At 72.8% G+C, this 25,097-nt stretch carries 20 protein-coding genes and 2 pseudogenes; 14 read left to right on the top strand and 8 right to left on the bottom strand.

The window, feature by feature from the left end:
- Window positions 1-9: 9 nt before the first annotated feature.
- The 4 genes and pseudogenes from DXZ73_RS11980 to DXZ73_RS11965 all read right to left on the bottom strand — a co-directional run.
- Window positions 10-1,353, bottom strand: a complete 1,344-nt coding sequence (locus tag DXZ73_RS11980; RefSeq protein WP_162890150.1) for an erythromycin esterase family protein — start codon at window positions 1,351-1,353, stop codon at window positions 10-12.
- 212 nt (window positions 1,354-1,565) lie between these two features.
- A pseudogene (locus DXZ73_RS11975) lies at window positions 1,566-1,712 on the bottom strand (ABC transporter); the annotation flags it as partial.
- 75 nt (window positions 1,713-1,787) lie between these two features.
- Window positions 1,788-2,630, bottom strand: a complete 843-nt coding sequence (locus DXZ73_RS11970; protein WP_116210985.1) for a DUF4097 family beta strand repeat-containing protein — start codon at window positions 2,628-2,630, stop codon at window positions 1,788-1,790.
- A gap of 100 nt (window positions 2,631-2,730) precedes the next feature.
- Window positions 2,731-3,081 (bottom strand): annotated as a pseudogene (locus tag DXZ73_RS11965) (toxin-antitoxin system HicB family antitoxin); the annotation flags it as partial.
- A gap of 105 nt (window positions 3,082-3,186) precedes the next feature.
- Here DXZ73_RS11965 and DXZ73_RS40065 point away from each other — a divergent pair.
- Together DXZ73_RS40065 and DXZ73_RS11960 are read left to right on the top strand one after the other, a co-directional pair.
- On the top strand, window positions 3,187-3,315 hold the full coding sequence (locus DXZ73_RS40065; protein ID WP_275898576.1) for a hypothetical protein: 129 nt from the start codon (window positions 3,187-3,189) through the stop codon (window positions 3,313-3,315).
- 151 nt (window positions 3,316-3,466) lie between these two features.
- Window positions 3,467-4,339 (top strand): esterase/lipase family protein, encoded by an 873-nt coding sequence (locus DXZ73_RS11960; RefSeq protein WP_116210983.1) that lies wholly within the window; start codon window positions 3,467-3,469, stop codon window positions 4,337-4,339.
- Between the two features lie 74 nt (window positions 4,340-4,413).
- Here DXZ73_RS11960 and DXZ73_RS11955 read toward each other — a convergent pair whose 3' ends face one another.
- Entirely contained in the window at window positions 4,414-4,725 is a 312-nt protein-coding gene (locus DXZ73_RS11955; protein WP_116210982.1) for a hypothetical protein, read from the bottom strand.
- A 229-nt stretch (window positions 4,726-4,954) separates the two neighbouring features.
- On the opposite strand from DXZ73_RS11955, the gene DXZ73_RS11950 reads away from it, so the two are divergent.
- From DXZ73_RS11950 to DXZ73_RS11900, 11 genes are all read left to right on the top strand, one after another.
- Window positions 4,955-5,461 (top strand): DUF402 domain-containing protein, encoded by a 507-nt coding sequence (locus DXZ73_RS11950; protein ID WP_116210981.1) that lies wholly within the window; start codon window positions 4,955-4,957, stop codon window positions 5,459-5,461.
- A gap of 91 nt (window positions 5,462-5,552) precedes the next feature.
- On the top strand, window positions 5,553-6,041 hold the full coding sequence (locus DXZ73_RS11945; RefSeq protein ID WP_116210980.1) for a hypothetical protein: 489 nt from the start codon (window positions 5,553-5,555) through the stop codon (window positions 6,039-6,041).
- Window position 6,042: 1 nt separating this feature from the next.
- Entirely contained in the window at window positions 6,043-6,405 is a 363-nt protein-coding gene (locus DXZ73_RS11940) for a GntR family transcriptional regulator (RefSeq protein ID WP_116210979.1), read from the top strand.
- Window positions 6,406-6,636: 231 nt separating this feature from the next.
- Window positions 6,637-6,945, top strand: a complete 309-nt coding sequence (locus DXZ73_RS11935) for an MmcQ/YjbR family DNA-binding protein (protein ID WP_116215560.1) — start codon at window positions 6,637-6,639, stop codon at window positions 6,943-6,945.
- Between the two features lie 284 nt (window positions 6,946-7,229).
- Window positions 7,230-8,723 carry a carboxyl transferase domain-containing protein gene (locus tag DXZ73_RS11930; RefSeq protein WP_116210978.1) on the top strand — a complete coding sequence of 498 codons (1,494 nt, stop codon included), beginning with the start codon at window positions 7,230-7,232 and terminating at the stop codon, window positions 8,721-8,723.
- Window positions 8,724-8,821: 98 nt separating this feature from the next.
- Entirely contained in the window at window positions 8,822-10,123 is a 1,302-nt protein-coding gene (locus DXZ73_RS11925) for an ATP-grasp domain-containing protein (protein WP_425315909.1), read from the top strand.
- Complete coding sequence (locus DXZ73_RS11920; protein ID WP_116210977.1) at window positions 10,120-11,868, top strand: IucA/IucC family protein; 1,749 nt, start codon at window positions 10,120-10,122, stop codon at window positions 11,866-11,868. The genes DXZ73_RS11925 and DXZ73_RS11920 overlap by 4 nt, the downstream gene beginning before the upstream one ends.
- 169 nt (window positions 11,869-12,037) lie before the next feature.
- Window positions 12,038-13,741: an IucA/IucC family protein gene (locus tag DXZ73_RS11915; protein ID WP_240351314.1), complete on the top strand. Its 1,704-nt coding sequence runs from the start codon at window positions 12,038-12,040 to the stop codon at window positions 13,739-13,741.
- Entirely contained in the window at window positions 13,738-14,928 is a 1,191-nt protein-coding gene (locus tag DXZ73_RS11910; protein ID WP_116210975.1) for a type III PLP-dependent enzyme, read from the top strand. Before DXZ73_RS11915 ends, DXZ73_RS11910 begins: the two co-directional genes overlap by 4 nt.
- Window positions 14,929-15,148: 220 nt before the next feature.
- Complete coding sequence (asnB, locus tag DXZ73_RS11905) at window positions 15,149-17,002, top strand: asparagine synthase (glutamine-hydrolyzing) (RefSeq protein ID WP_116210974.1); 1,854 nt, start codon at window positions 15,149-15,151, stop codon at window positions 17,000-17,002.
- 75 nt (window positions 17,003-17,077) lie between these two features.
- Window positions 17,078-17,452 carry a GntR family transcriptional regulator gene (locus DXZ73_RS11900; RefSeq protein ID WP_205519156.1) on the top strand — a complete coding sequence of 125 codons (375 nt, stop codon included), beginning with the start codon at window positions 17,078-17,080 and terminating at the stop codon, window positions 17,450-17,452.
- Window positions 17,453-17,489: 37 nt separating this feature from the next.
- On the opposite strand, the gene DXZ73_RS11895 is transcribed toward DXZ73_RS11900, so the two are convergent.
- Complete coding sequence (locus DXZ73_RS11895; protein WP_240351721.1) at window positions 17,490-18,638, bottom strand: DUF5925 domain-containing protein; 1,149 nt, start codon at window positions 18,636-18,638, stop codon at window positions 17,490-17,492.
- Between the two features lie 183 nt (window positions 18,639-18,821).
- Here DXZ73_RS11895 and DXZ73_RS11890 point away from each other — a divergent pair, with 183 nt between their 5' ends.
- Window positions 18,822-20,159, top strand: a complete 1,338-nt coding sequence (locus tag DXZ73_RS11890) for a GH39 family glycosyl hydrolase (protein WP_338059118.1) — start codon at window positions 18,822-18,824, stop codon at window positions 20,157-20,159.
- A 278-nt stretch (window positions 20,160-20,437) separates the two neighbouring features.
- On the opposite strand, the gene DXZ73_RS11885 is transcribed toward DXZ73_RS11890, so the two are convergent.
- Entirely contained in the window at window positions 20,438-24,313 is a 3,876-nt protein-coding gene (locus DXZ73_RS11885) for a lipopolysaccharide biosynthesis protein (protein WP_116210971.1), read from the bottom strand.
- Entirely contained in the window at window positions 24,306-25,079 is a 774-nt protein-coding gene (locus tag DXZ73_RS11880; protein ID WP_116215557.1) for a polysaccharide deacetylase family protein, read from the bottom strand. Before DXZ73_RS11880 ends, DXZ73_RS11885 begins: the two co-directional genes overlap by 8 nt.
- Window positions 25,080-25,097: the final 18 nt, after the last annotated feature.

Raw genomic sequence — 25,097 nt, 5'->3', positions numbered from 1 at the left:
GCCGGGGCGCTACAGCTTGCCCGCCTCCCGAACGGTGTGGAGGTGGACCAGGACGTCGTAGGCCCTGCCGATGGCGATCTCGGGCGTCTTGTCGTTCGGGTACTGCGTGCCGACGCTGTATGCCGGGCGCGGGATGTCCAGCCAACCGCGGGCGGCGGCAGGGGCCTTGCGCAGGTCGGCGTAGTAGTCGCGGTGCCGGACCTGGCCGAGCGTGTACTCGTTCGTGCCGGGACCGGCCGGGCCGACGGTGAACTTCTTCCACTCGCCGCCGAGCGCCTCGTCCTTGGAGAGGAAGGAGCCCTGGTCGAAGGCGGTGCCGATGGCGAGGTAGCCCGCGCCCAGGGTGTCGCGGAGGAACGAGCCCTGGGTCTTCGGGTACGTCGTGGGGTCGGAGGCAACGTAGCCCGCGTGGTCGTTGTGGGCCGACAGCAGGACCCTGCCGCCGGTGCGCCGCTGCCACCATGCCGTGGTCCCGGCCATCACCTGGTCGCGGTAGCGCTCCATGGCGGTCAACGATTCCTGGTCGCCGGGGTCGACGGTCAAGAAGGTGTAGGTCTGGGCGATGTTGCGGGCGTTCTGGAGAACGAACTCGACGTCCTCGCCGCCCCCGGATCCCTGACGTTGTACGAGTTCCAGTACTTGCCGCGCCTTGGCCGCGTTCTGCTGCCGCTCCGCGAGCGGCCGCTCCAGGTAGGCGATGGCGTCGTCGAGCGGGCGCAGGCCGGTGAGGAGCTCGTTCAGGCGCGGCAGGGATTCCGGACGGTTCCGCCGGACGTGGTCGGTGACGCTGTCGAAGACCCGCTCGTCGAGCCTGGGTGCGCCGATGTCGTCGCCCAGGAAGTGGAGCGGGCGGTCGGGGTGTTGGCGGTTGTGGTCGCGCATCCACCGGACGAGGGTCACGAACTCCTCGCGGTCCCAGGGAGATCCGGCCATCACCTCGTGCACGACCTGCCGCGCGTCGCGGTCACCGTCGCCGCGCTGGAGGTAGTCGTCGATCCGCAGACCCGCCGACCAGCTCACCTCCAGGGCGAAGGTGGTGAATCCCTTCTGTTCGACGAGGTAGCGGAAGAGCCGGTCCTTCAGGGCGAAGAACTCGTGCGAGCCGTGCGTGGCCTCGCCCACGCCGACCACCTTGGCGTCGCCGACCATCACCCCCAGGGCGTGCAGATCGGCCGTGCCGGTGCCCGGCTCCGCCGACCGCAGCGGATGGGCGATCCGGTCCAGCGCGCGGACGGGGGCCGATGCGGGGGCCGATGCGGACGCCGCCGGTGCCGCGTACGCGGCCGCCGCGGGGGCCAGTGTCGCGGCCAGGGCGAGAGTCGCCGCCGCGAGCCGCTTCCCGTTGCCGATCATGTGTGATCACTCTCCAACGTGCTTGGTGTCGAGCGCTGCTGAGAAGATCGTCACGCGTGCGGCGGCCTTGGCGCGCTGGGGCCGGCCCGACACCTTCCCGGGGGATACCCCCCGAGTTGCACCTCCGTCGAGCTCCCGGTGTACGGGACGGGACGGGCTGCGGGGGGTGGCCCGCACGGTCTTCCCGGCTACTTCGGCTCGCGGTTGAAGGCTGGCCCGAGCAGCGCGAACACGGATCCGGCCGGGATGTGCAGGTCGATGCCGTCGAGGACGGTCTTGTCGCCGTAGGACTTGCGCAGGCCGATGGTGGAGACGGCGGCCGGGGACGGGTGACCGTCCGCCCGCCTTGGTGTGGGCATGACAGAAGAGTGCATGGGGCCCTCCGTTCGGAGGCTGAAGTGGGTGAGGTGCGGGGCCGGCTGAGGATGTGGCGCTCAGGCCTTGGCGCGGCGGACGTCGATGTTGCCGTGCCGGGTGCGGGCGCGGACCTCGACGGTGTCCTCGGCCTTCCCCGGGGTCCCGGACGCGGTGAGGGTGTTGCGCACCTGGCCGGAGCCCGCGCTGACGTCGAGCCAGGCGGCCGTGCCCTCGCGGACGCCGACCTCGATGGCGCCGTAGGAGGTCTCCAGCTGGACGGTGCCGCGGGCCACTTCGCCCACCCGCAGGGTGCCGTGGGCGGTGGTGGCGGTGACCGAGTCCCCGGCGCGCCCGATCTCGATGTCTCCGTGGGCGCCGCTCACCCGCAGCTCGCCGGCCGCTGCGCCGACGGTCGTGGTGCCGTGCGAGTTCTTCAGGACGGCGGGGCCGTCGACGAGGCCGACACGCAGGCTGCCGGAGCTGGTGGTGATCTCGGCCGCGCCCTCGACGCGGTCCACGGTGACCGAGCCGTGCGACGCGGTCAGTTGCAGTGGGCCGGTGGTGTCGAAACGGGCGTCGCCGGACGAGGTCTTCACGCGGACTTCGCCGAGCCGGCCCTCGCCGAGCACCTGGGTCCAGGCGCCGGTCATGTCGATGTGCGAACCGGTGGGCAGTTCGACCGTCACGTCCACGACGCCGGTGCGGCCGAACGGGCTGGTCCTGGGCGTCCTGACGGTCAGTGCTCCACTCGCGTACGTGACCTCGGTCTGGCCGGCCGTCCGTACGTCCCGGTCCTTCTCCGGGGCGCGGGGTCGCACCTCGACGACGGTGTCGGAGCGGTCGCCGGCGGTGAACTGGATGGAACCGGCTACCACATGCGCCGTGACCGAGATCGCTTCGGGAGTGTCGAAAGAAGGCATGGCTGTCCCGTCCTCTTGGGTCTTCGGGGCGTCCCCGCTGGTGGGACGTGGCGTGGGTGCTGTGCTGTTCAGGTGCTGTGGTGCGGGAGAGGGGGCGCGGCTAGCGCACCCAGCCCGTGAAGCTCTGTCCGACGGTCCGGGTCTTCTCCGTCGTACGCGGCCGGGCGCCGCCGTCGACCGCGGCCGACACGGCGCGCACCAGCCACGCGTTGACCGACAGGCCCTCGCGGCTCGCGGCCTCCTCGGCGCGGGCCTTGAGGTGGGCCGGCAGGCGCAGGTTGACGCGGGCGGTGCCGCCCTCGTCGGCATCGGCGGGGGCCGGGGTTCCGAGCGGTCCGGCGGGCTCGGCCTCCGTGGGGGCGCCGCCGTCGGCGGGCGGCAGGGTCACCACGAAGTCGGGGTCGAGCCCGCGCAGCCGTACGTCGACCGAGCCGGGGGCGAGCTTGAGCGTTGCCGCTCTGACCTGCGGAAATGCGATGGTGTCGGCCTGAGTCGTTGTGGCGCTATGTGTTGCTCAGGGGCTTTGGGGGCATGGAGTGGCACCTGGTGGCGCCGCGTGGCGCCACTCCAGGGCCTGTGGTGGTGCGCCGGGCTCGGCGCGTACCAGCCGGCCTTCGGCCCGGCCGACATCAAGGCGCGGGCACGCTTCGCGGTGGGGCCCACCGCGGCGCTGGATGTGGCCTGAAACTTTCCATCCAACTCAGCGAATTTGCTTGACGAAAGCAAGAACCGCACCCCACCCTACTCGCAAGTAAGTTTACGTCGTTTTAATGCACCGGAAATTCATCGGCCGGTGCTGATTCGGCGTGACTACCCCCCACCTGCGAGGAGTTCAGATGAAGCTGCGCCGGAGATCCCTCCGCGCCCTGCTGCCCGCACTGGCGCTGACCCTGGCGGCCGCCGTCGCCCCGACGCTCGCCACGGCCACCCCGGCCCACGCCGCCACGACCACCAGTGGCTGGAACAACAGCTCCTGCAAGCCGTCGGCCGCGCATCCGCGCCCCGTCGTCCTCGTCCACGGCACACTGGAGAACGGCACCGACAACTGGCTCTCCCTCGCGCCCTATCTGGTCGAACGGGGCTACTGCGTCTACTCCTTCGACTACGGCCAGGTGCTCGGCATACCTGTCTTCTACGGCCTCGGCCCCATCGAGGAGGGAGCCGGCAAGCTCGCCTCGTACGTCGACACGGTGCTGAAGCAGACCGGCGCCTCCAAGGTCGACGTCGTGGGCCACTCCCAGGGCGGGATGATGCCCCGCTACTACCTGAAGTTCCTGGGCGGCGCGCCCAAGGTGGGCACCCTCGTGGGCATCGCCCCCAACAACCACGGCACGACGCTGTCCGGCCTGACCAAGCTCCTGGACGTGGTCCCCGGTGCGCGCGGGGTCCTCAAGAACCTCACCCCCGGCCTCACCGACCAGGTCGTCGGCTCGGACTTCATGCGCCGTCTCAACGAGGGCGGCGACACCGTGCCCGGCGTCAACTACACCGTGATCGCCACGAAGTACGACGAGGTCGTCACGCCGTACACCTCCGCCTTCCTCTCCGGGCCGAACGTGCGGAACGTCGTCGTCCAGGACCTCTGCCCGGTCGACATCTCCATGCACCTGACCCTGGGCACGATCGACCGCCTCGCCTTCCACGAGACGGCCAACGCCCTCGACCCGGCGAACGCGACCCCGACCACATGCAGGACCATGCTCAGCTGAACACGCTGTGCGGGGTGCCCGGGTGATGTCACCCGGGCACTCTTCCGCTTACCGCTTTCCGGCGATCGGCAGGGTCAGCCGAATTGCACGCTGCGGGGAAGAGCGCCGCCGAAGAAGAGCTCGTCCCCGGGGTTGGCCACATCGGATTGGTTGATGCAGAACTGGTCGGAGTACAGGACCGCCCTGGTATCGGTGCGGTTGCGCACGATGGTCGCTCCGCCACCGGTCAGGGGGGCACAGACGCCATTGGCCGGGTCGCCCCAGACGATGTCGGAACCCGAGCTCGCCTCCCGGTAGATGAACAATCCCGAGGCGGCGTGAGCGCTGGTGGACATCCCGGTCAGCAGTGTGAGAGCCGCGCCGAGGGTCAGGGCCGCCCTGCTCATTCGCTTGACTGCGTACACGATGAAATCCCCCTGTCCGGCATGAATCGGGCGCCAACTCCCCCAGAATCCGCTTCTTTCAGGATTTTTGGAAGAGTCTTTAAGCCCTCATCGCCCGAATCACCCGAATGGATTATTCACCGGCCGCCCGGAAAACCGGTGGATCCGGCGCCCGCCCTCGGGAGAAGCTGCGGCCTGACCTGATGGCGAAGAGCACGGAGTTGAGAGCACCATGGCAATCCTGACGGCAGGCAGCGGCGTGGCGGTCGTATTGACGAAGAGGGCGCGTACCAAGGTGCGCTACCCCGCCACCGTCGTCCGCGACGACGGCACGCACCTCGTCGTCCGCGCTCCGTGGGCGGGGGCGGACGACAGGGACTTCGGGTTCGTGCGCTTCGAGCAGGGCGACGTCTTCACCGAGCACTACTGGCGCGACCGCTGGTACGCGATCAAGGAGGTCCGCTCCTCCGGCGGCGCCGTGAAGGGCTGGTACTGCGACATCACCCGCCCCGCCGCCCTCGACGGTCACTCACTGGTCGTCGAGGACCTGGACCTCGACCTCTGGCTGTCAGCGGACGGCGGTACGGTGCTGCGCCTGGACGAGGACGAGTTCGAGGAGAGCGGCCTGCGGACGCGCGACCCCGAGGCGGCGGACCGGGCGTGCGAGGCGCTGGACGCGCTGGAGGCACTGGCCCGCGCGGAAGGGCTCGCGGGGCTCCTCGCCGAGGGCGCTCGCTGACCGAACCGGCCCCGGGGCGAACCCTCTTGTGCCGGATGAATGCTTGTTCTAGCGTGAGGCGAACAAGATCTTCCTTCACGGAGGCGCGCGCATGAAGCATTCACCGCAGGGCACGGGCAGCGTTTCCGTCTGGTACCGGACGCAGTTCAGCGGGTGGATGACCGCCACCGGCTTCGTCGTGGCGGCCGCGCTGCTCGTGATCGCCGTTGTCACCCGGAAGTATCCGGCAGCCGGTCTGACGATGCTGCTCGCCCCTGCCGCCATCCTCGCCACCGGTGCCGTCAAGGTGACCGTCTCTCCCCGTGGCGTCACGGTGGCCTCGTTCTTCTTCCCGTTCCTCCGCAAGCGCATCCCGCTGGACCACATCCGGCAGGCGTCCGCCCGCTGGACCAAGCCGACGGAGCTGGGCGGTTGGGGCTACCGGTGGAAGCCGGGCATGCGGGCCGTCTCGCTGCGCCAGGGCGACGCGCTGTGGCTCGCCCTGATCAACGGCAAGCAGTTCGTGATCACCGTCGACGACGCGGGGACCGCCGCCGAGCTGATCAACGGCCGCGTATCCGCCGATCACGGAGGCCGCTGACATGCTGGTGACCGTCGACCACTCCTCGCGGACGCCTCTCGCGGAGCAGATCGCCGCGTGCGTACGCAAGGGACTGGCCAACGGCACACTCCGCCGCGGCGAGCGCCTCCCGTCCGCCCGCGAGCTCGCCCGCACCCTCGAAGTCAACATGCACACCGTGCTCCGGGCCTACCAACTCCTCAAGGAGGAGCACCTCATCGAGCTGCGCCCGGGCCGCGGCGCGGTGGTCAGCTCGGAGGCCCCCGCCTCCCAGGCCCTCCTCGTCGAGGCATGCCGCCACCTCGTGACACTGGCCCGCACCCAGGGGCTCGCCGAGGAGGAGGTCCTCGACCTGATCAGGGGGCACTTCCGGTCTTCGGCGTAGCCGCCGGCCGCCCGGTCGTCGTCAGGCGCGGGCGATGGCGAGTTCGAGGAGGGCGGCCTGAGGGCCCGCGATCCCGAGGCGGCGGACCGGGCGTGCGAGGCGCTGGACGTACTGGGGGGCGCCGGCCCGCGCGGAAGGGCTCGCCGGGCCGCTCGCTCACGGCGCGCGCCGACCGAACGCCTGTCTAAAGTGTTGTTCGTGATCGATTCCCATGATGTCCGCCGTATCGCGATGGCTCTCCCGGAGACGGTGGAGAAGGAGGCGTGGAGCATGCCCACGTTCCGGGTCGCCGGGAAGATGTACATCACGGTCCCCGACGACGAGACGTCCATCGCCGTCCGCTGCCCCAAGCACGAGCGCGCGGAGCTGATCGCCGCGGAGCCGGAGAAGTTCTGGGTACCGCCGCACGAGGCGGGTTCCTCGTGGGTGCGGGTGCGGCTCGCCGCGCTGGAGGGCCTGGGCGAGCTGCGCGACATCATCGTGGATTCCTGGCAGCAGGCGGCGCCCGAGCGGCTGCTCGATGCGGGCGCGGGCACCTGACGGCGGTCTCAGGCGCGGGCGACGGCGCCTCCTGTGGCGTCTATATGTGGGCGACGGCACACGGTATCGACCTCAAGCCCAGTTCCCCGCTGCGCTTCTGCACCTGCTTCGCCCACACCCGTACGCCCCGCGGCCGACTCCGAGCTGCTCAGCGCCAAGGTGGAGGCGGCCAATGCGGCGAACCGGTGGGGGCGCTGAGCGCCCGAGCCACCCCCGTTCGATGAGCCGCCCGCAGGGCCCTTTTTGCCCTCGAAACGGCGCCGACGCCATGGCAGGGTGATCACATGACTGCGAACAGCCCTCGTGCAACGGCCGTCGAGATCGTCGAAGCCGCGGTGGACCCCGGTAGCTGGCGGTGCTGGGACGAGCCCGTCGAGGTGACGACCGGGGATGCCGCTTATCGCGCCGATCTGCTCGCCGCCCGGGAGCGGACCGGGCTGGACGAGTCCGTCATCACCGGTGAGGGCCGGGTCCGGGGGCGGCGGGTGGCTCTGGTGGCCTGTGAGTTCCGGTTCCTGGCGGGGTCGATCGGGGTGGCGGCGGGGGAGCGGCTCGTACGGGCCGTGGAGCGGGCCACGGCCGAGCGGCTGCCGCTGCTCGCGGCGCCCGCGTCGGGCGGTACGCGGATGCAGGAGGGCACGGTCGCCTTCCTCCAGATGGTCAAGGTCGCCGCCGCGATCACCGACCACAAGGCCGCCGGGCTGCCCTATCTCGTCTATCTCCGGCACCCCACGACCGGCGGTGTCCTCGCCTCGTGGGGCTCCCTCGGCCACCTCACCGCCGCCGAACCGGGCGCCCTCATCGGCTTCCTGGGCCCCCGCGTCCACCAGGCGCTCTACGGCGAGGAGTTCCCCGCGGGCGTCCAGGTCGCGGAGAACCTCCTGGCCAACGGCCTGGTGGACGCGGTGCTCCCCGCGTCGCGCCTCTCGGGCGTGGCCGCGCGGGCGCTGAACGTGCTGTGCGCGGACCCCGTGGCCGGGGCGCGGGCGAGCGCCCCGGAGCCCGCGACCGGCCCGTGCGAGGACGTGCCCACCGCCGAATCGATCCGGCTGTCGCGCCTCCCCGGCCGGCCCGGGGTGCGGGAGTTGCTCGCGGCCGCCGCCACCGACGTGACACCGCTCAGCGGCACGGCCGCGGGGGAGCGCGACCCCGGGCTGATGCTCGCCCTCGCCCGGGTCGGCGGTACGCCCTGCGTCGTCCTCGGCCACGACCGGGGCGAACACGCCGTACCGGGCACGGGGCAGGCGCTCGGGCCCGCCGGGCTGCGGGCCGCGCGGCGCGGGATGCGGATCTCCGCCGAGCTCGGCCTGCCGCTGCTCACCGTCGTCGACACGGCCGGTGCCGCGCTGTCCCGGGACGCCGAGGAGGGCGGCCTGGCCGGGGAGATCGCCCGCTGCCTCGCGGACCTCGTGACCCTGCCCGCCCCGACGCTCTGCCTGCTGCTGGGACAGGGCGCGGGCGGCGCCGCGCTCGCCCTGCTGCCCGCGGACCGCGTCGTCGCGGCCCGGCACGCGTGGCTTTCGCCGCTGCCGCCGGAGGGGGCGTCGGCGATCCTGTACCGGACGACGGAACGGGCGTACGAGGTCGCCGACCGGCAGGGGGTGCGGTCCGCGGACCTGCTCGCCAACGGGATCGTGGACGCGGTCGTGGAGGAGGGCGAGGACTTCCTGCCGCGCCTCGGGCGGGTCCTGGGGTCCGAACTCGCGGCGCTCACGGCGTCCGATCAGGGCGAACGCCTTTCCGCCCGTCGGGCGCGGTATCGGCGGATCGGGCTGTGAGGGTGACGGCGGGGCAGGGATAAAGGGCGCATTTCAGACGGCAGTTGCTGCGCAATTGACAAGGCAAGCCTTGCCTAACTTAGGGTCTGTCCGTGACCATGGCGACGAGCCGAAATCAGCCCGGGGGGACCCCCAAAAGCGCCCCCGCCGCAGGCGGCAACGCACCCACCTCCGGCCCGGCCGAAAGGCAGACGCGTCTCCACCTCCTCGCGCTCAACCCCACCGACTCCGTCACCCACGGCTTCCTGCCCGCCGCCGCCGCGCTCGGGCTCGCCGTCACGCTGCTCACCGATCAGCCGGACGCCCACCGGAGCGCGTACGCGAAGGGCGCGTCGCCGCCGGAGACGGACGTCGTGGGCTGCGACGTACGGGACTTCCGCGAGGTGATCAGCCGGATCGGCCGGTTCGGGAAGCCCGGTGCCGTCTTCACCAACAGCGACCACCTCCAGGTCCAGGCGGCGCTGGCCGCGGACTACTTCGGGCTGCCCGGCAAGGACTGGAAGGCCGCGCACCGGGCCAAGGACAAGGCCGAGCTGCGCCGGAGCCTCGCCGCGGCGGGGGCCGACACCGTGCGTTCCGTGGAGCTGGGGCCGTACGACGACCCGGCCGGCCCCGAGATCCTCGGCCTGCCCTTTCCATGTGTGCTCAAGCCGCGTGAGGGCGTGGCCAGCGAGGACGTGGTGCTGGTCGGCGACCCGGGCGAACTCGCCGCCCGCTGCCGTGAGATACGGGCGCGCAGGCCCGGCGCCGCCCTGGTCGTCGAGGAGTACCTGGACGGGCCGCTGCACACCCTGGAGACGCTGGGCGACGGCCACGTCCTGCACACGCTCGGCACCTTCCGCACCGGGCTGTCCCCCCTGCCGTACTTCGTCGAGGAGCGGCTCACCCTGCTGCCCGGACCGCCGCGGCCGCACGCCGCCGACGCCCTGCGGCAGCTGCGCGCGCTCGGCGTCGGCTTCGGCGCCTGCCACACCGAATACATCGCGCAGGGCGACCGCGCCCGCATCGTCGAGGTCAACTACCGTGCCATCGGCGACCAGTGCGACCTGGCGCTCGCCGACGCCCTGGGCATTCCGCTCTTCGCGCACATCCTGCGCACCCACCTCGGCGAGCGGCTGCCCGTGCGCCTGGGCGGCCGCGCGGACGGCCGGGTGCGCGTGGAGTATGTCTGCGCCGACCGCGGCGGTACGCTCACAAGGGCGCCTTCGGCGAGCGACACCGAACACGACGGCGTACGGCTGGTGTACCGGCCGCTGCGCGGGACCGGCGAGGCGCACCCGCTCCACCGCACCAACCGCGACTATCTCGGGGTACTACGGGCGACCGGCACCGACCAGGGCCGGATCGACCGTGCCGTCGAGGAATTCCTGGCGGCACAGCGCTGGGAGATCACGCCATGAGCCTGACCGGCAGCGTCGTACTGGAGGACGAGCTCCTCCAGCGCGTCCTCAGCACCTTGCTCCGCGAGGACACCTACGGGCTCCGCAGCCGCGCGCGCACCGAACACCGGCCGGACGGCGACTGGCTCCGCCTCCGCGCGGCCGGCGAGACCCTGCTGCTGCCGGTCGGCCCCGAGGGCTTCCAGTGCGAGATCCGCGCCCGCCGCCCGCTGGTGGAGACCGCCGACGGCACCCTCACCGGGCTGCGCCCCGTCCTCACCCGGCTGCGCCCGGCCGCACCCCCGGAGGACCGGGCCGGATACGACGCCTTCCTCGCCGAGTGCGACGCGGCCCTGGCCGCGATCCGGCTGCACAGCGAGGTCCGCGACGACGTCGTCGCCCGGCTGGCCGCCGCCTACGGACCGGACACCGCCCACTGGACCGGGCTCCGCCGCTCCCTCGCCTACGACGCGCTCGCCGCCTACCGCGACCACCCCCTCTACCCCACCGGGCGGGCCCGCTCCGGCCTCACCGAGACCCAGCTGCGGCTCTACGCACCCGAGTTCCACCCCTCCTTCGCCCTGCGCTGGCTCGCCCTCCCGCGCGAGGCGTTACGCCGTGGGCCCGCCGCGCCGCCGCCCTGGTGGCCCGCCCCCGCGGCCCTCGGCCTGCCCGGCCTCGACGCCACCCACCTGGCCCTGCCCGTCCACCCGCTCACCGCCGGGCGGCCCCTCGCCGAGGCCCTGCGCGCCTGCGGGCTGGAGCGCTCCGCACACCTGGCCCCCGCCCCCTGGCTCCAGGTGCGGCCGACGCTGTCCACCCGTACGGTCGCCGTCGCCGACGAACCGGCCGTCCACCTCAAACTCCCGCTCGCCACCGCCACCCTGGGCCTGCGCAATCGCCGCACCATCAAGCCCGGCACCCTCCTCGACGGCGAGATCGCCCATCGCCTCCTCGAAGAGGTCATCGCCCACGAACCGCGCTTCGCGGGCACGGTGCTCCTCGCCGACGAGCGCGCCCACCTCCAGGCCGGCCACGAGCTCCTCGCCGCGCTCGTCCGCCGTTACCCCGCCGGGCTGCGGGACGCCCACGTCGTGCCCGTCGCCGCGCTGCTCGCCCGCACCCCCACCGGCGCGCTCGTCGTCGACGAACTCGCCGAGCGCTACTACGGCGGCTCGCTCACCACCTTCCTCGACGCCTACCTCACCCTGCTCCTCGACTGGCACACCACCCTCTTCTCGTACGGCATCGCGCTCGAATCGCACCAGCAGAACACCTCCGTCGTCCTCGACGACACCGGCGCCGGGCCCCGGCTGAGGCTGCTGCTCAAGGACAACGACGGGCCGCGGGTGCACCCCGTCCGGCTCGCCGCGCGGCTCGGCGGCGCGGCCGCCGCACTCCTGGGATTCGACGACCGGCGGATCCTGACAAGGGGCGACGGGCCGGTCGCCGACGTCTTCGCGACCATCACCGTCCACCTGTGCGCGGGCGCCCTCGCCTTCGAGCTCGGGCGGCTCGGCCGCGCCCCGCTGGACGGGCTGCTGAGCCGGATCCGCGAGCGGCTCACCGAGGCCGTGGACCGCCTCGCGGTCACCGCGCCCGGCGCCGCCGCCGTGCTGCGCGCCCGCGTCCTCGACGCCGACCGGCTGCCCGTGAAGGCCATGGTCACCGCCGGGACCCTGCTCACGAAGGAACGCTCGGGCGCGGCGGACATCAACAAACATTATGTGGAGGGCCCCAATTACCTGAGGGGGGCGGCCGGATGACGGCTGGATGTGCCGACCGCGGTCCGTGAACCACGGCCCGCAGGTCAAAGACCACGGTCCGCGAAACCCAGCCCGTCCGGCGTTTGAGGACGCTCCCGCAGGGAGCTCCCGCCGCAGGCGGCACGAACCCGCACAGGCAAGCGAATCCGCCCCAATGGAGCCGCCCAAAATGACCGCACCTCCCGCCCTCACCACCGTGGCCTGCGCGGACCACGTGGTCGCCCACACCCTTCTCAACTGCCTGCTCCGCGAGGTCTCCGGCCCCGAGCACCAGACGGCCGTCACCGGCGGACGGCTCCTGCTGCGGCTGCCCCGCGGCGGCACGCTGCTCCGCGTCGGACTGCGCCGCGCCTCCCTCATCGGCGCCCACCGCTTCACCGGGCCGGTCGCCGAACAGCACGGCGGCACCTGGACCGAGCTGACCTGGCAGGCGCTCGCCGAGCGCGTCCACCGGGAGCTGGAGCTGCGCACGGGCGTCCGGAACGACGAGTTCCTGGGTCAGGTCGCCGCAAGCCACGCGGGGGTGACCGCCGCCCTGGGCGCCGCGCGCGGCGACGCGGGGCCCGACGCCTACCTGGACTCCGAGCAGTCCCTGCTCTTCGGCCACCGCTTCCACCCCACCCCCAAGGCCCGCACCGGCACCGCGGACGACTGGGGCCGCTACGCCCCCGAGAACCGCGCCCGGTTTCCCCTGCGCCACCTGGCCGTACGCCGGGAGCGCGTGCGCGAGGAAGCGGCGACGGACGGCGCCCTGGCCGCCCTCGACCGGCAGCGCCCCGTGCCCGAGGGCTACCGCCTGCTGCCCGCGCACCCCTGGCAGTACGCCATGCTCCGCGACCACCCCGTGCTGCGCGCCGCCCTCGCCCGGGGCGACGTCCTCGACCTGGGGAGCGGCGGCGACGGCTTCGCGCCCACCGCCTCCGTGCGCACCCTCTACGACGGCCGGGACTTCCTGAAGTTCAGCCTCAACATCCGCATCACCAACTGCCTGCGCAAGAACGCCGAGTACGAGCTGGCGGGCGCCGTCGCCCTCACCCGGCTCCTGGAACCCGTCGCCACCGCCCTGGCCGCCCGCTTCCCCGGCGCCGACCTGCTGCGCGAGCCCGGCTACCGCACCCTCGACCTCGGCAGCCGCGACCTCGCCGAGGGCTTCGGAGTCATCGTCCGCGAGGGGCTCGCCACCCGGCTCGCCCCCGGCGTCACCGGGCTGCTCGCCGCCGCCGTCGCCGACGAATACCCCACCGGCGGCGCCCACCTCGGGCTGCTCCTGGCCCACGCGGGGCCCGCCGAGGCCCTCGCCTGGTGGGACGCCTACCTCGGCCTGCTCGTGCCGCCCGTGCTCGCCGCCTACTTCGACCACGGCGTGGTCCTCGAACCGCACCTGCAGAACGTCGTCGTGGGCGTCGGCCCCGACGGCACGCCCCGCCAGGTGCTCTTCCGCGACCTCGAAGGCGCCAAGCTGCTCCCCGGGCACCACGCGGCCGCGCTCGCCGCGCTGCCCGAGGACGTGGCCCGCCCCCTGACGTACGACCGCGAGCGCGGCTGGGACCGGGTCGTCTACTGCCTCCTCGTCAACCACGTCGCCGAGATGCTCGCCGCGCTCGCCGACCTGCACCCCCACCTCGAACCCGAGCTGTGGTCCGCCGTCCGCCGGACCCTGGCCGCCCGCGCCGCCGCCCACGGCGACCCGCCGCCGCTGCGCGCGCTGGTGGCCGGGGTGCCGCTGCCGGCCAAGGCCAATCTGCTGACCCGCTGGGAACGCAAGGCCGACCGGGACGCGGGCTATGTGCGCATCGCCTCGCCCCTCGTGCCGGACCTGCTGTCCACGCTCACCCGCAACGCCCGTACCGAACCCTGGAGCAGCGCACCGTGATAACCCCCCGCGTCGCCGATTTCGCCGCCCGCCTGCCCGGCGCCGAACTGCCCGCGTACGTCCACGACCTCGCCGCGCTCGGCGGCCACGCCCGCGAGGTGCGGGCCGCCCTGCCGGAGAGCGTCGAGCTGTACTACGCGGCCAAGGCCAACCCCGCCCCCGAGATCCTCCGCGCGCTCGCCCCGCACCTCGACGGCTACGAGGTCTCCTCCGGGGGCGAACTGGCCCACGTCAGAGCGGCGGTTCCCGGGCTGCCGCTCGCCTTCGGCGGCCCCGGCAAGACCGAGGAGGAGCTGCGGCTGGCCCTCGAACTGGGCGTGGAGCGCTTCCACGTGGAGAGCGAGAACGAGCTGAGGCTCCTCGCCGACCTCGTCGACGAGCGGCCGGGCGACGAGCGCGCCGACATCCTCCTGCGCGTCAACCTCCCCGCCGGCGAGGGCGGCGAACTCGGTGGCGCGGTGCTGGCCATGGGCGGCAGGCCCGGCCCCTTCGGCCTCGACCCGCACCGGGTGGAAGCCTGCCTTCCGCTGCTGCGCGGCCGCCGGCTGCGGCTGCGGGGCATCCACGCCCACCTCGCGAGCGGGCTCGACGCGGCGGCCCATCTCGCCGTCGCGGCCCGGGTGGCGGGCTGGGCGAGGTCCCTGGCCGACCGCTACGGCATCACCTTCGACGAGGTCGTGGTCGGCGGCGGGATGGCCGTCGACTACGCGCGCCCGCGCACCCGCTTCGACTGGCGCGCCTACGGCGCGGGCCTGCGCGAACTCGCCGCCGCGCACCCCGGCGTCACCCTGCGGACGGAACCCGGCAGGTCGCTGGCGGCGCACTGCGGCTGGTACGTCACCGAGGTCCTGGACCTCAAGCACAGCCAGGGGGAGGCCTTCGCGGTCCTGCGGGGCGGCACCCACCACCTGCGGACGCCCGCCGCGAAGGCGCACGATCAGCCCTTCACGGTGCTCCCGGTCGAGGAGTGGGCGCGCCCCTGGCCGCGCCCCGCCGCGCTCGACGAGCCCGTGACCCTGACCGGGCAGCTGTGCACGCCCAAGGACGTACTCGCCCGGCAGGTGCCCGTCGCCGAGCTGCGGGTGGGGGACCGGATCGCCTTCGCGATGGCGGGCGCGTACGCCTGGAACATCTCGCACCACGACTTCCTGATGCATCCGGAACCGACATTCCACTTTCTGAACTGACGGTACGTCATATTCGCTTCCCCGTAGGTGTGATGGGTTACCGCCGGTCGTCCATGCGATGTGAATGTTTTCCCGGTCCGCACATGGTGAATGCATCTATCCAGGCGTATCGTGATCTTCACGGCTCGCACGCGGAATACACGCGGGCCCGTCACACACGGGGAGTGCCGTACCCGGGAACCGACCGCCGGGCGGCCTAGCGAAGGGGTACACCGCGAGCATGTGCGGCATCACCGGATGGATCGCGTACGACCAGGACCTCTCGACCGCGCGCGGCACGCTCGACGCGATGAACGAGACCCACATATGCCGTGGTCCGGACGCGGGCGGCGTCTGGCTGGACACCCACGCCGCGCTGGGACACCGCCGTCTGTCCATCATCGACCTCGACGGCGGCAAGCAGCCGATGCCGGCCGAGCACGACGGCCGCACCCTGCTCGCCACCACCTACAGCGGCGAGGTCTACAACTTCCGTGAGCTGCGCGCCGAGCTGGAGGGCCGCGGCCACACCTTCCGCACCACCAGTGACACCGAGGTCGTCCTCCACGCCTACCTCGAATGGGGCGAGTCCGCCGCCGAGCGGCTCAACGGCATCTACGCCTTCGCCGTCTGGGACCCGCGCACCGAGGAACTCCTCCTCGTCCGCGACCGCATGGGCGTCAAGCCGCTCTTCTACTACCCCACTCCCGACGGCGTGATCTTCGGCTCCGAGCCCAAGTCGATCCTCGCCCACCCCTCCGTCCGCCCCGTCGTCGACGCCGAGGGCCTCGCCGAGATGCTGGCCTTCACCAAGACGCCCGGCCACGGCATCTACAAGGGCATGCGCGAGGTGCGCCCCGGCCACACCGTCCGGGTGCGCCGCGGCGGACTGACCGAGCGCGGCTACTGGGCGCTGGAGTCCCACGAGCACACCGACGACCTCGACACCACCGTCGGCCACGTCCGCGAGCTGCTGGAGGACATCGTCTCCCGCCAGCTCATCGCCGACGTCCCGCTGTGCACCCTGCTCTCCGGCGGACTCGACTCCTCCGTCATCACCGCCCTCGCCGCCAAGGGCCTCGCCGACGGCGGCCACGGCCCCGTGCGCTCCTTCGCCGTCGACTTCGCGGGCCAGGCCGAGAACTTCAAGGCCAGCGACCTGCGGGGGACCCCCGACGGCCCGTTCGCGCACGCCCTCGCCGAGCACGTGCGCGCCGACCACGCCGACATCGTGCTCGACACCGCGACCCTGATGGACCGCGGCCACCGCGACGCCGTGCTGCGCTCGCGCGACCTGCCCGTCGGCTTCGGCCAGGTCGACACCTCCCTCTACCTCCTCTTCAAGGCGATCCGCGAGCACTCCACGGTCGCGCTGTCGGGCGAGTCGGCCGACGAGGTCTTCGGCGGCTACCGCTGGTTCCACGACGCCGAGGCCGTCAATGGCGACACCTTCCCCTGGCTCACGGCCCGCATCTTCGACACGGTCTCCGGCGACGGCAGCGGCGACCGCACCGACTTCCTCGACCAGGGCCTCCTCCACAAGATCGACCTGGCCGGCTACCGCGAGGCCCGCTACCGCGAGGCCATCGCCGAGGTGCCCAGGCTCGCCGGCGAGACCGGCCTCGAACGCCGCATGCGCGAGATCAGCTACCTGCACCTCACCCGCTTCGTGCAGCTGCTGCTCGACCGCAAGGACCGCGTCAGCATGGCCACCGGCCTGGAGGTGCGCGTGCCCTTCTGCGACCACCGCCTCGTCCAGTACGTCTTCAACACCCCCTGGGCGATGAAGACCTTCGACGGCCGCGAGAAGTCCCTGCTGCGCGCCGCCACCCGCGACCTGCTGCCCGCGTCCGTCGCCGACCGCGTCAAGAGCCCCTACCCCAGCACCCAGGACCCGCGCTACCCCGACGTCCTGCGCGGGGAACTGCGCCGCGTGCTGGCCGACAAGAACAAGCCCGTGCACGCCCTGCTCGACACCGCGGCCGTCACCGGCTCGCTCGGCCAGGGCAACGGCGAGGCCTTCCAGTCCACCACCGAGCTGGTCCTCAGCCTCGACACCTGGCTGACCACCTACGGCGCCTCGCTGGAGCTGTAAGCACCACCCGGGCACGGTGGGACTCCCTGACGCACAATGGGTGACACAACCCTTCGCCGAACCGGGAGCCCCACCGTGGCCTTGCACCTGACCGTCGACCCCGACGCGGCCGAACCGCCCTACGAGCAGATCCGCGCCGCCATCGCCGAACAGGCCCGCTCCGGCGCGCTGCCCGTGGGCTACAAGCTGCCCACGGTGCGGGGCTTCGCGGAGGAACTGGGCCTGGCGGCGAACACGGTGGCCAAGGCGTACCGCACGCTCGAAGCGGACGGGGTCGTCGAGACGCGGGGCCGGAACGGGACGTTCGTGGCCGCGCCGGGCGATGTGGCGGCGCGGGAGACGGCTGCAGCGGCGGCCGTCTTCGCACAGCGCGCGCACCGCCTGGGCCTGGACCGGGGCGCGGCACTGGCCGCGGCCGAGGAGGCGCTGCGCGCGGCGTACGGCAGCTGACTCCCCGGCCCTCCCGACCGGCCGGCCCCCGGGCCTCCTACAGATACAGCCCCGCGTCCGACCCGTCCTGCTGCAGCGGCACCGACGCCGGTCCCACACCCCGCCGCAGGGCGAAGAGCTCCGCGAGCGTCGCGCCGTCGCGCCCCACGCCCTCCTCCCGGCCGAGCCAGGCCACGGACTCCTTACGGGTCAGCGGGCCGACCTCGATGCGGGCGAGGCACCGGCCGGGGCGGACGACCGCGGGATGCAGCCGCTCCAGGTCCTCGTTCGTGGTGACCCCGACCAGGACATTGCGCCCCTGCCCCAGCAGCCCGTCCGTGAGGTTCAGCAGCCGGGACAGCGCCTGCCCCGCCGTGTGCTTGGCCTCGCCGCGGATCAGCTCGTCGCAGTCCTCCAGCAACAGCAGCCGCCAGCGGCCCTTCGCCGAGCCGTCGTCCTCGCCGATCGCGATGTCCATCAGATAGCCGACGTCGTTGAACAGCCGCTCCGGGTCCAGCACACAGTCCACCTGGCACCAGTCCCGCCACGACCGGGCCAGCGTCCGCAGCGCGGACGTCTTGCCGGTGCCGGGCGGGCCGTGCAGGAGCAGCAGCCGGCCCGCGATGTCGTCCGGGGTGACCTTCATCAGCCGGTCCATCGCGTCGGCCACCGGCGCCGTGTAGTTGGGCCGGACCTCCTGCCACGTGCCGGCCGAGATCTGCCGCGTCGTGCGGTGCGGGCCGCGCCGCGGCGACACGTACCAAAAACCCATCGTGACGTGCTCGGGCTGCGGCTCCGGTTCGTCCTCCGCGTCCTCCACGGCCTGGCCGAGCACCTTCTTCGCCAGGTCGTCGCTGGTCGCGGTCACGGAGACATCCGCGCCCCGGTTCCAGCGGGAGATCAGCAGCGTCCACCCCTCGCCCTCGGCCAGGGTCGCGCTGCGGTCGTCGTCCCGCGCGGCGCGCACCACGCTCGCCGCGGGCGGCAGCAGCGACGCCCCGGGCTTCACGCGGTCCACGGAACGGCTGTGCGCGTACGGCTGTTCCCCGGTGGCGAACCGGCCCAGGAACAGCGCGTCGATGACATCGGACGGCGAGTCGCTGTCGTCCACGTTCAGCCGGAGCGGCAGGGATTTCTCCGCGGGGGTGGGGGCCGGGTCGGCGGGCAGGATCTGCCTCCTGGCTTCGGGACGGAGGTCGGCACACATGCCGCCCATGATCCGGCACCGGCCGCTCTTGCGCACACAGGTTTTCCCCGCTTCCCCGGACGTTCGCGCGGAAGCAGCCGCACTTCGATTCACCCGCGGATACTCTTGCCCGTGATGGCACGTCATGGGACACGTCGGGCGTTTTTTTCTCGGACAGGGCGGTGGCGGGTCGCCGCACTGCTCGTGAGCGGCGTTCTGGCGCTGGCGCTGCTGGTCACGGTGTTCAGCGGGGGATGGGAGGGCGGCGGCGGGCCCGGGGGGACGGGCGGGCCGGGCGGCTCCGACGGTGACCGGGGCGGCGGCGGGCGCACCGCCCTCGGCTTCGGCTTCACCCACACCCAGTACAGCGCCGACCACGGCGACGACGGCGCCCGCGACACCGCCGCCAAGCTCCTCGCCGGCTCCCCCGTGCCACAGAACCAGCACATCATGGGCTGGGGCGTGGACAACCCCGAGCCCCGGCCGGGCTCGTACAACTTCGGAGACCTCGACCGGCGCGTCGCCCTGATGCGCAAGACCGGCGCGACCCCCGTGCTCACGCTCTGCTGCGCCCCCGACTGGATGAAGGGCGGCACCGCGGGAAAGACCAACTGGGCCCAGAAATCCCTGGAGATGGCGCCCCTTTCCAGTCACTACAAGGACTTCGCCCAGCTCGTCGGGGTCATCGCCAAGCGCTATCCGGACATCCGCCACTTCGTCGTCTGGAACGAGTTCAAGGGCTTCTTCGACGAGTCCAGGAACCGCTGGGACTACGAGGGCTATACGCGGCTCTACAACCTGGTCTACGCGGAGCTGAAGAAGCAGAACGCGAACAACCTCGTCGGCGGCCCCTACATCAGCGTGGACAGCCATCCCCCCGACAACGCCACCAACGCCTCGTCCGTGCGCGGCCCTTGGGGTTCGGTCGACCAGCGCGCCGTGGACGCCGTCTCCTACTGGAATACGCACAAGAAGGGTGCCGACTTCGTCGCCGTCGACGGCGCCAGCTACACCCGCGAGAACGACCGGCTCCTGCCCGACGAGTTCGGCGCCACCCAGAAGTTCGCCGACGTGACCGGCTGGCTGACCAGGACCACCGGCCTGCCCGTGTGGTGGTCCGAGTGGTACGTCGAGCCGCCCGACGCCAACGACGCCCGCAGGGGCTGGACGGAGGAGCACCGCACGGCCGTCCAGGCGACGGCCATGCAGCAGCTGGCCACCGCCGGGGCCGCGACGGCGTTCTACTGGAACCCGGAGGGCACGACGGCCGACTGCCCCGGTTGTCTGTGGCGCAGCACGGAGCTGGCGGGCGGCGGCACGGCGTTGCCCATGCTGGATCTTCTGGCGCGGTTCGCGAAGTCGTTTCCGCCGGGTACGCGGTTCCACTCCGTGGACGTGACGGGTGCGGATGCGGGGACGGTGCGGACGCTCGCGTCGGATGCGGCGATCCTGGCCGTGAACACGCAGAATCGTCCGCTGACGGCGACGGTGGACGGTCACACGCTCAATCTCGGGCCGTACGACGTCCAGTGGCTGGGCTGACGCGCTTTTTCCCCAGCCCCGCCCCTTCCCGAAACCGGGGAGACCCCCGGACCCCCAGCGCCCTGCGGGCGCGTCCTCAATCGCCGGACGGGCTGGAAAATCCAGCCCGTCCGGCGATTGAGGACAGCGCGCGGAGCGTGCTCCGGGGTCTGGGGCGGAGCCCCTCACGCGGCGGAGCCGCAAATCGATACAGCGGGAAGGGGCGGGGTAGGGGAACAAAGCCCCGCCGGGCCGCACCCGAGCACGGGTCCGGGGCGGAGCCCCGGGGAAACCGCCCGCTACGAGATCGTCGCCATGCGGACCACCAGTGACACCAGCAGGACCACCAGCAGCGGCAGCGCGAACCAGTACGTGCTCTGGAGCCAGCGCAGCTGGCGGACTCCGGGGCGGCCCATCACCCGCAGCAACTCCCGCCCGGACAGGAGCAGCAGCAGCGCCACCGCCGCCGGCGCGCCGACCACCGACACCGGCGTCCACGTCACGCGGGGCCCGGCGGGGCCGGGGCGGGGCGGGGGGGCCGTGCCCGTGGCCGGGGTCTTCAGTTCGTACAGCACCGCGTCCTCGTTGGAGAGCACCCGCCGCAGCTCCGGCCGGCCGTCGAGGGCGCGCCGCACCCGGTCGTCCCAGTCGGGGGCGTAGCCCGAGTCGAGCTGGAGATAGACCGACTGGCCGCGGTCGACCATGATGTACGCCCGGGGCCCGGCCTTGCGCAGGGCGGTCACGAGGTCGTCCACCCGGGCCGGGTCGCGGGGCGCGAGCGTCGGTTCGTACAGCACCCGCTCCATGTCGCGGCTGCCCCACGGCATGGCCGGAGTGACGTTCTTGGCGGTGTCGTTGCTCATCCACAGCAGCTGCACGGTCGGCTTGTCGTGCGCGTACACATAGTCCATGGCGGCGACCTCGCCGGGCCGCACCCGCTCGAAGGACTCGTTGCCCCAGCGGGCCACCAGGAAGCCGAAGACGAGGACGAGCCCGGCCAGCAGCGCGGCCACCGGACCGAGCACACCGGCGCTAGCCGTCGCGCGCGGGCGGGGGAAGAGCGCGAGCGCGGCCAGGACGCAGGCGCCCGGCACCGCGAACAGGAAGACCCGCAGGGCCACTTCACCGCCGTACGACTGCATCCCGAAGGCCAGGAAGGGCACCCCGGTGAGCAGCAGCAGCGCCAGATCGCCGATCCCGGACCGGCGGCGGCGCCACCAGCCGAGCGCGGCGAACGCCAGCACTCCGCCCGCCAGCGCCACCCGGACGTACAGCACCAGCTTGTGCGTGGCGCTGCCGCCCTCGATGCGGCCCGAGACCGACGAGGAGACATTGCCGCCCAGGGACCCCAGACCGCCGAAGAGCTCGTTGAAGTGGCCCGACCAGTAGGGCTCCGCGAGGAAGCCCACCCACACCGCGAGCATCACCGCGCACAGCAGCGGCAGTCCGCGCAGCGTGCAGCGCCGGGTGACGACCAGCGCGGTCAGCACCCCCAGCATCACGAACGGGGTGAGCTGATGGCTCGCGACCGACGCGGCGAACAGCGCGAGCACCACCGCGAGCAGGATCCCCAGCTCGCTGCGGCCCGCAGGGACGACCTCCGCCTCGCCCGGCAGCAGCTTGCCGCGCAGCTGCCTCGGCCAGCGGAACCACACCAGCAGCACGGCCACGAACAGCAGGTAGAAGAGGTAGTTGAGGGCCTGCGGGGAGAAGTAGTCCTGGCCCACCCAGCCGCACAGCACGAACAGCCAGGCCGCCGTCCACTTCGCCCGCCAGCCCGCCCGCACCGCCCGCAGCAGCAGGGCCAGCGGCGCCAGGCTCAGCAGCTGCACGGTCAGCGGCCACCAGCGCAGCACCTCGGTGAGGTCGCTCACCCCGCAGGCCCGGGCGAGGAACGCGGCGAGGGCGAAGAAGCCCGGCCAGCTCCAGCGGGCGTCGAGGTCGGGCGCCGCCACCCCCGTACGGTCGATGAAGTCGATGAACCCCAGGTGCTGCCACGCCGTCGCGAAGCGCGGCTGCGCCTCCAGCACGGCGGGCGCGGCGTGCAGGGACACGACGGTCAGCAGCAGCACCGCCGTCAGCAGCCACCGGCGCTGCCGGGGCAGTGCCAGCGCGGCCGCGAACGATGTCACCAGCAGGGCGGTGCCCACCAGCGTCGCCACCGGCAGCACGGAGATCAGCCCGAGCCCGCCCATGCCGTCCAGGCCGGACTCGCCCAGGGAGCCCAGCGGCGTCCAGTAGAGCGCGAGCGCACCGAGGAACAGCAGCCAGATCCCCGCCTCGGGCCGCCACCACCGGGGGGCGGCCGGGCGGGGGAGCGGGCCTTCCACGGCCGCCGCGGCTGCCCGCGCGGGCGTCACGGGCGCCGCCGTGGGCGCCTTCGGCACGGGCGGCCGAGCCGCGACCGGCACTGGCCGGGCCTCGGGCGGCGCCGTCGCGGCGAGCTTCGCCACGGGCTTGGCCGGGGACGGCCCGGCCGGGGCAGGCCGTGCTGAGGACGCGTCGGCGGCCGAAGGCTTCGGCAGCGGGGGCGGCATCGAGGCCGACCCGACCCCGTCGGGGGTGTGGCGGAGGTCGGGGCGCCGCTCCAAGTGGTCGAAGTCCAGCCGCACACCCAGCGGCATCGTGTCCGCGTCGAGCGCCGCTCTCAGCGCCCAGCGCGTGCCGTACCGCCCGCCCTCGCGCTGCCCGCCGTCCGAGGCCGTCCGGGATCCTAAGCCGCGCCCGATGCCCCGCCGGGCCGGGCGCGGCTCGGTGCGCGGGCCGTCCCGCCGGTCACCGCGCACCGCGAGGTCGGCGAGGTCACCGTCCGGTGCCACGTCGGGCGCGTAGGCCACCGGGGCGCCGAGCGCAGGTGCCGCCGCCTTGAGGATCCTGCGCAGTTTCACCGCGGAGATGGAAACGATCACCGCGAGGCTGGAGATCTCCGCGACGCCCGCGCCGGTGAGCCCCATCCGGGGCAGGAGCAGCAGCGTCAGACCGAGCACCAGCACGCACAACAGACCCTGGAGATAGGCGAGTCCGGCCGTGCGGCTCTGGGCCCGCAGCACCGCGAAATAGGTCTCCATCACCACCCGCAGCGCCGCCCCCACCGCGAACCAGCGCAGCAGCGGCGTCGCCGCGTCCGCGTACCCCTGGCCGAAGACCCGCAGGATGTACGGCGCGAGGACGAACAGCAGCACACAGACCGGCACCATGATCTTCGCCATCCGGCGCAGCGCCGCCCGGCAGTTCTCCGCCAGCCGCGCCGGGTCGTGCGACCCCTCGACCGTGAGGGAGGCGCCCATGTTGATGGCGAGCAGATTCGTGGTGCCGCCGATGGTGGTGGTGATGTAGAAGTACGCGTTGTCGGTGGAGCTGACCTGCGAGGCGATGATCACCGGCACCAGATAGACCACGGCCAGCGAGAACAGCGACCCGGTGTAGTCCCCGGCGAGGAAGCGCCCCATCTCGCGGTACGACGCCGTCCGCGCCGTCGCCTCGGTCGCCGCCACATGCCGCGGCACCAGCCGCCGGAACACCAGCCACCCCAGCGGCACCACCGAGACGGCGATCGAGACGACCCAGGAGACGAACACCCCGGACGTCGGCAGCGCCGCGGACATTCCCACCAGCAGCGCCAGCTTCACGGCCGAGAAGACCGTATTGCCCACCGGCACCCAGAACGCGCTGCGCAGCCCGGTCAGCACCCCGTCCTGAAGGGTGAGCACCGACCAGGCCGCCACGGCGATCACGAACCCGAAGCCGTGCAGGGGCCCGTGCAGGAAGCGGTACGACGGGCCCCACAGGTTGAGCGTGAGCAGGAAGACCGTCGCGGCCAGTGCCACGACCACCGAACTCCCCGCGTACGTACGGAAGACGAGCCGTCCCGTCATCCGTCCGGCGGTGGGGATGAAGCGGGCCAGCGCCCCCGTCAGGGTGACCGCGGTGAGCCCCGCGAGGAGCTTCATCGCGGCGATGGCCGCGGAGCCCTGGCCGACCGCCTCCTCGGAGTAGTACCGGGCGGCGACCAGCCAGTACCCCACGCCGAGAACGGCGCTGATGCCCGTGTTGAGCATCAGCGCGAAGGCGTTGCGGAACAGCGGACTTCCGCCGCCCCGCCCCGGCAGCCGCAACTTGCGGCCGGCCGGCCCCTCCGTCTCCCGTTCCTCGGTGCGGGTGGACGTGTCAGACACGGGCTTCGCTTGCCTTCCTGACGACTTGTCGGGTTCTGCGATATATGGCGTACCCCTTGGTCAGGGTGCGGTCCCGGACGAACAGCCGGCCCAGCGCCCGCCCCTCGACGAGCCGCTCGAACTCGCCGAGCCCGGTCGAACGCCGCACCGTCACCCGCTCCAGGGCGTACGGCCCCTGCGGGCGCGCGGCGAGGGTGTTGCCCACGGCCAGCGAGACGCTGAAGCCCGCCGCCCGGACCGTGCGCCGCACCCGGCGGTCGGAATAACCGTAGGGATAGGCGAAGGACACCGGTGGACGCCCCAGCTCACCCGCAAGGATCTCCCGGCACCGCTGCACCTCGAACCACAGCCGTTCATCGGCCAGTTGATCGAGCTGGGGGTGGGTGTGGCTGTGCCCGCCGATCTCCAACCCGGCCCCGGCCAGCTCCCGCACCTGGTCCCAGGTCAGCATCAGGTCGAGCGCGCCGCCCGTCTCGTGCGCCCCGCGCAGCCACCCCGTGGACGCGAAGAGCGTCGCGGAGAAGCCGTGCTCGACGAGCGCCGGGAGGGCGTGCCGGTGCACGCCCTCATAGCCGTCGTCGAAGGTGATCAGCACCGGCTTCGGCGGCAGCACGGCGCTGGTGCGCCAGGCGACGGCGAGCTGCTCGGCCGTCAGCGGGGTGAACCCGCGCTCGGCCAGCAGCCGCATCTGTCCCGCGAACGAGTCGGGGGACACCGACAGGCCGTACGTCGCCCGGGCGGGTGAGTCCGCCACGGCGTGGTACATCAGTATCGGCACCCGGTC

This window comes from Streptoverticillium olivoreticuli subsp. olivoreticuli (genome assembly GCF_003391135.1).
Taxonomy (GTDB): Bacteria; Actinomycetota; Actinomycetes; order Streptomycetales; family Streptomycetaceae; genus Streptomyces; species Streptomyces blastmyceticus.
This window is presented reverse-complemented; position numbering and strand designations above follow the sequence as displayed.

Bases quoted from the DNA above. Each gene is read 5' to 3' on its own strand.
- DXZ73_RS11980 (WP_162890150.1), bottom strand. From the start codon at position 1,353: ATGATCGGCAACGGGAAGCGGCTCGCGGCGGCGACTCTCGCCCTGGCC.
- DXZ73_RS11970 (WP_116210985.1), bottom strand. From the start codon at position 2,630: ATGCCTTCTTTCGACACTCCCGAAGCGATCTCGGTCACGGCGCATGTG.
- DXZ73_RS11960 (WP_116210983.1), top strand. From the start codon at position 3,467: ATGAAGCTGCGCCGGAGATCCCTCCGCGCCCTGCTGCCCGCACTGGCG.
- DXZ73_RS11955 (WP_116210982.1), bottom strand. From the start codon at position 4,725: ATGAGCAGGGCGGCCCTGACCCTCGGCGCGGCTCTCACACTGCTGACC.
- DXZ73_RS11950 (WP_116210981.1), top strand. From the start codon at position 4,955: ATGGCAATCCTGACGGCAGGCAGCGGCGTGGCGGTCGTATTGACGAAG.
- DXZ73_RS11945 (WP_116210980.1), top strand. From the start codon at position 5,553: ATGAAGCATTCACCGCAGGGCACGGGCAGCGTTTCCGTCTGGTACCGG.
- DXZ73_RS11940 (WP_116210979.1), top strand. From the start codon at position 6,043: ATGCTGGTGACCGTCGACCACTCCTCGCGGACGCCTCTCGCGGAGCAG.
- DXZ73_RS11935 (WP_116215560.1), top strand. From the start codon at position 6,637: ATGGCTCTCCCGGAGACGGTGGAGAAGGAGGCGTGGAGCATGCCCACG.
- DXZ73_RS11930 (WP_116210978.1), top strand. From the start codon at position 7,230: ATGACTGCGAACAGCCCTCGTGCAACGGCCGTCGAGATCGTCGAAGCC.
- DXZ73_RS11925 (WP_425315909.1), top strand. From the start codon at position 8,822: ATGGCGACGAGCCGAAATCAGCCCGGGGGGACCCCCAAAAGCGCCCCC.
- DXZ73_RS11920 (WP_116210977.1), top strand. From the start codon at position 10,120: ATGAGCCTGACCGGCAGCGTCGTACTGGAGGACGAGCTCCTCCAGCGC.
- DXZ73_RS11915 (WP_240351314.1), top strand. From the start codon at position 12,038: ATGACCGCACCTCCCGCCCTCACCACCGTGGCCTGCGCGGACCACGTG.
- asnB (WP_116210974.1), top strand. From the start codon at position 15,149: ATGTGCGGCATCACCGGATGGATCGCGTACGACCAGGACCTCTCGACC.
- DXZ73_RS11895 (WP_240351721.1), bottom strand. From the start codon at position 18,638: ATGTGTGCCGACCTCCGTCCCGAAGCCAGGAGGCAGATCCTGCCCGCC.
- DXZ73_RS11880 (WP_116215557.1), bottom strand. From the start codon at position 25,079: ATGTACCACGCCGTGGCGGACTCACCCGCCCGGGCGACGTACGGCCTG.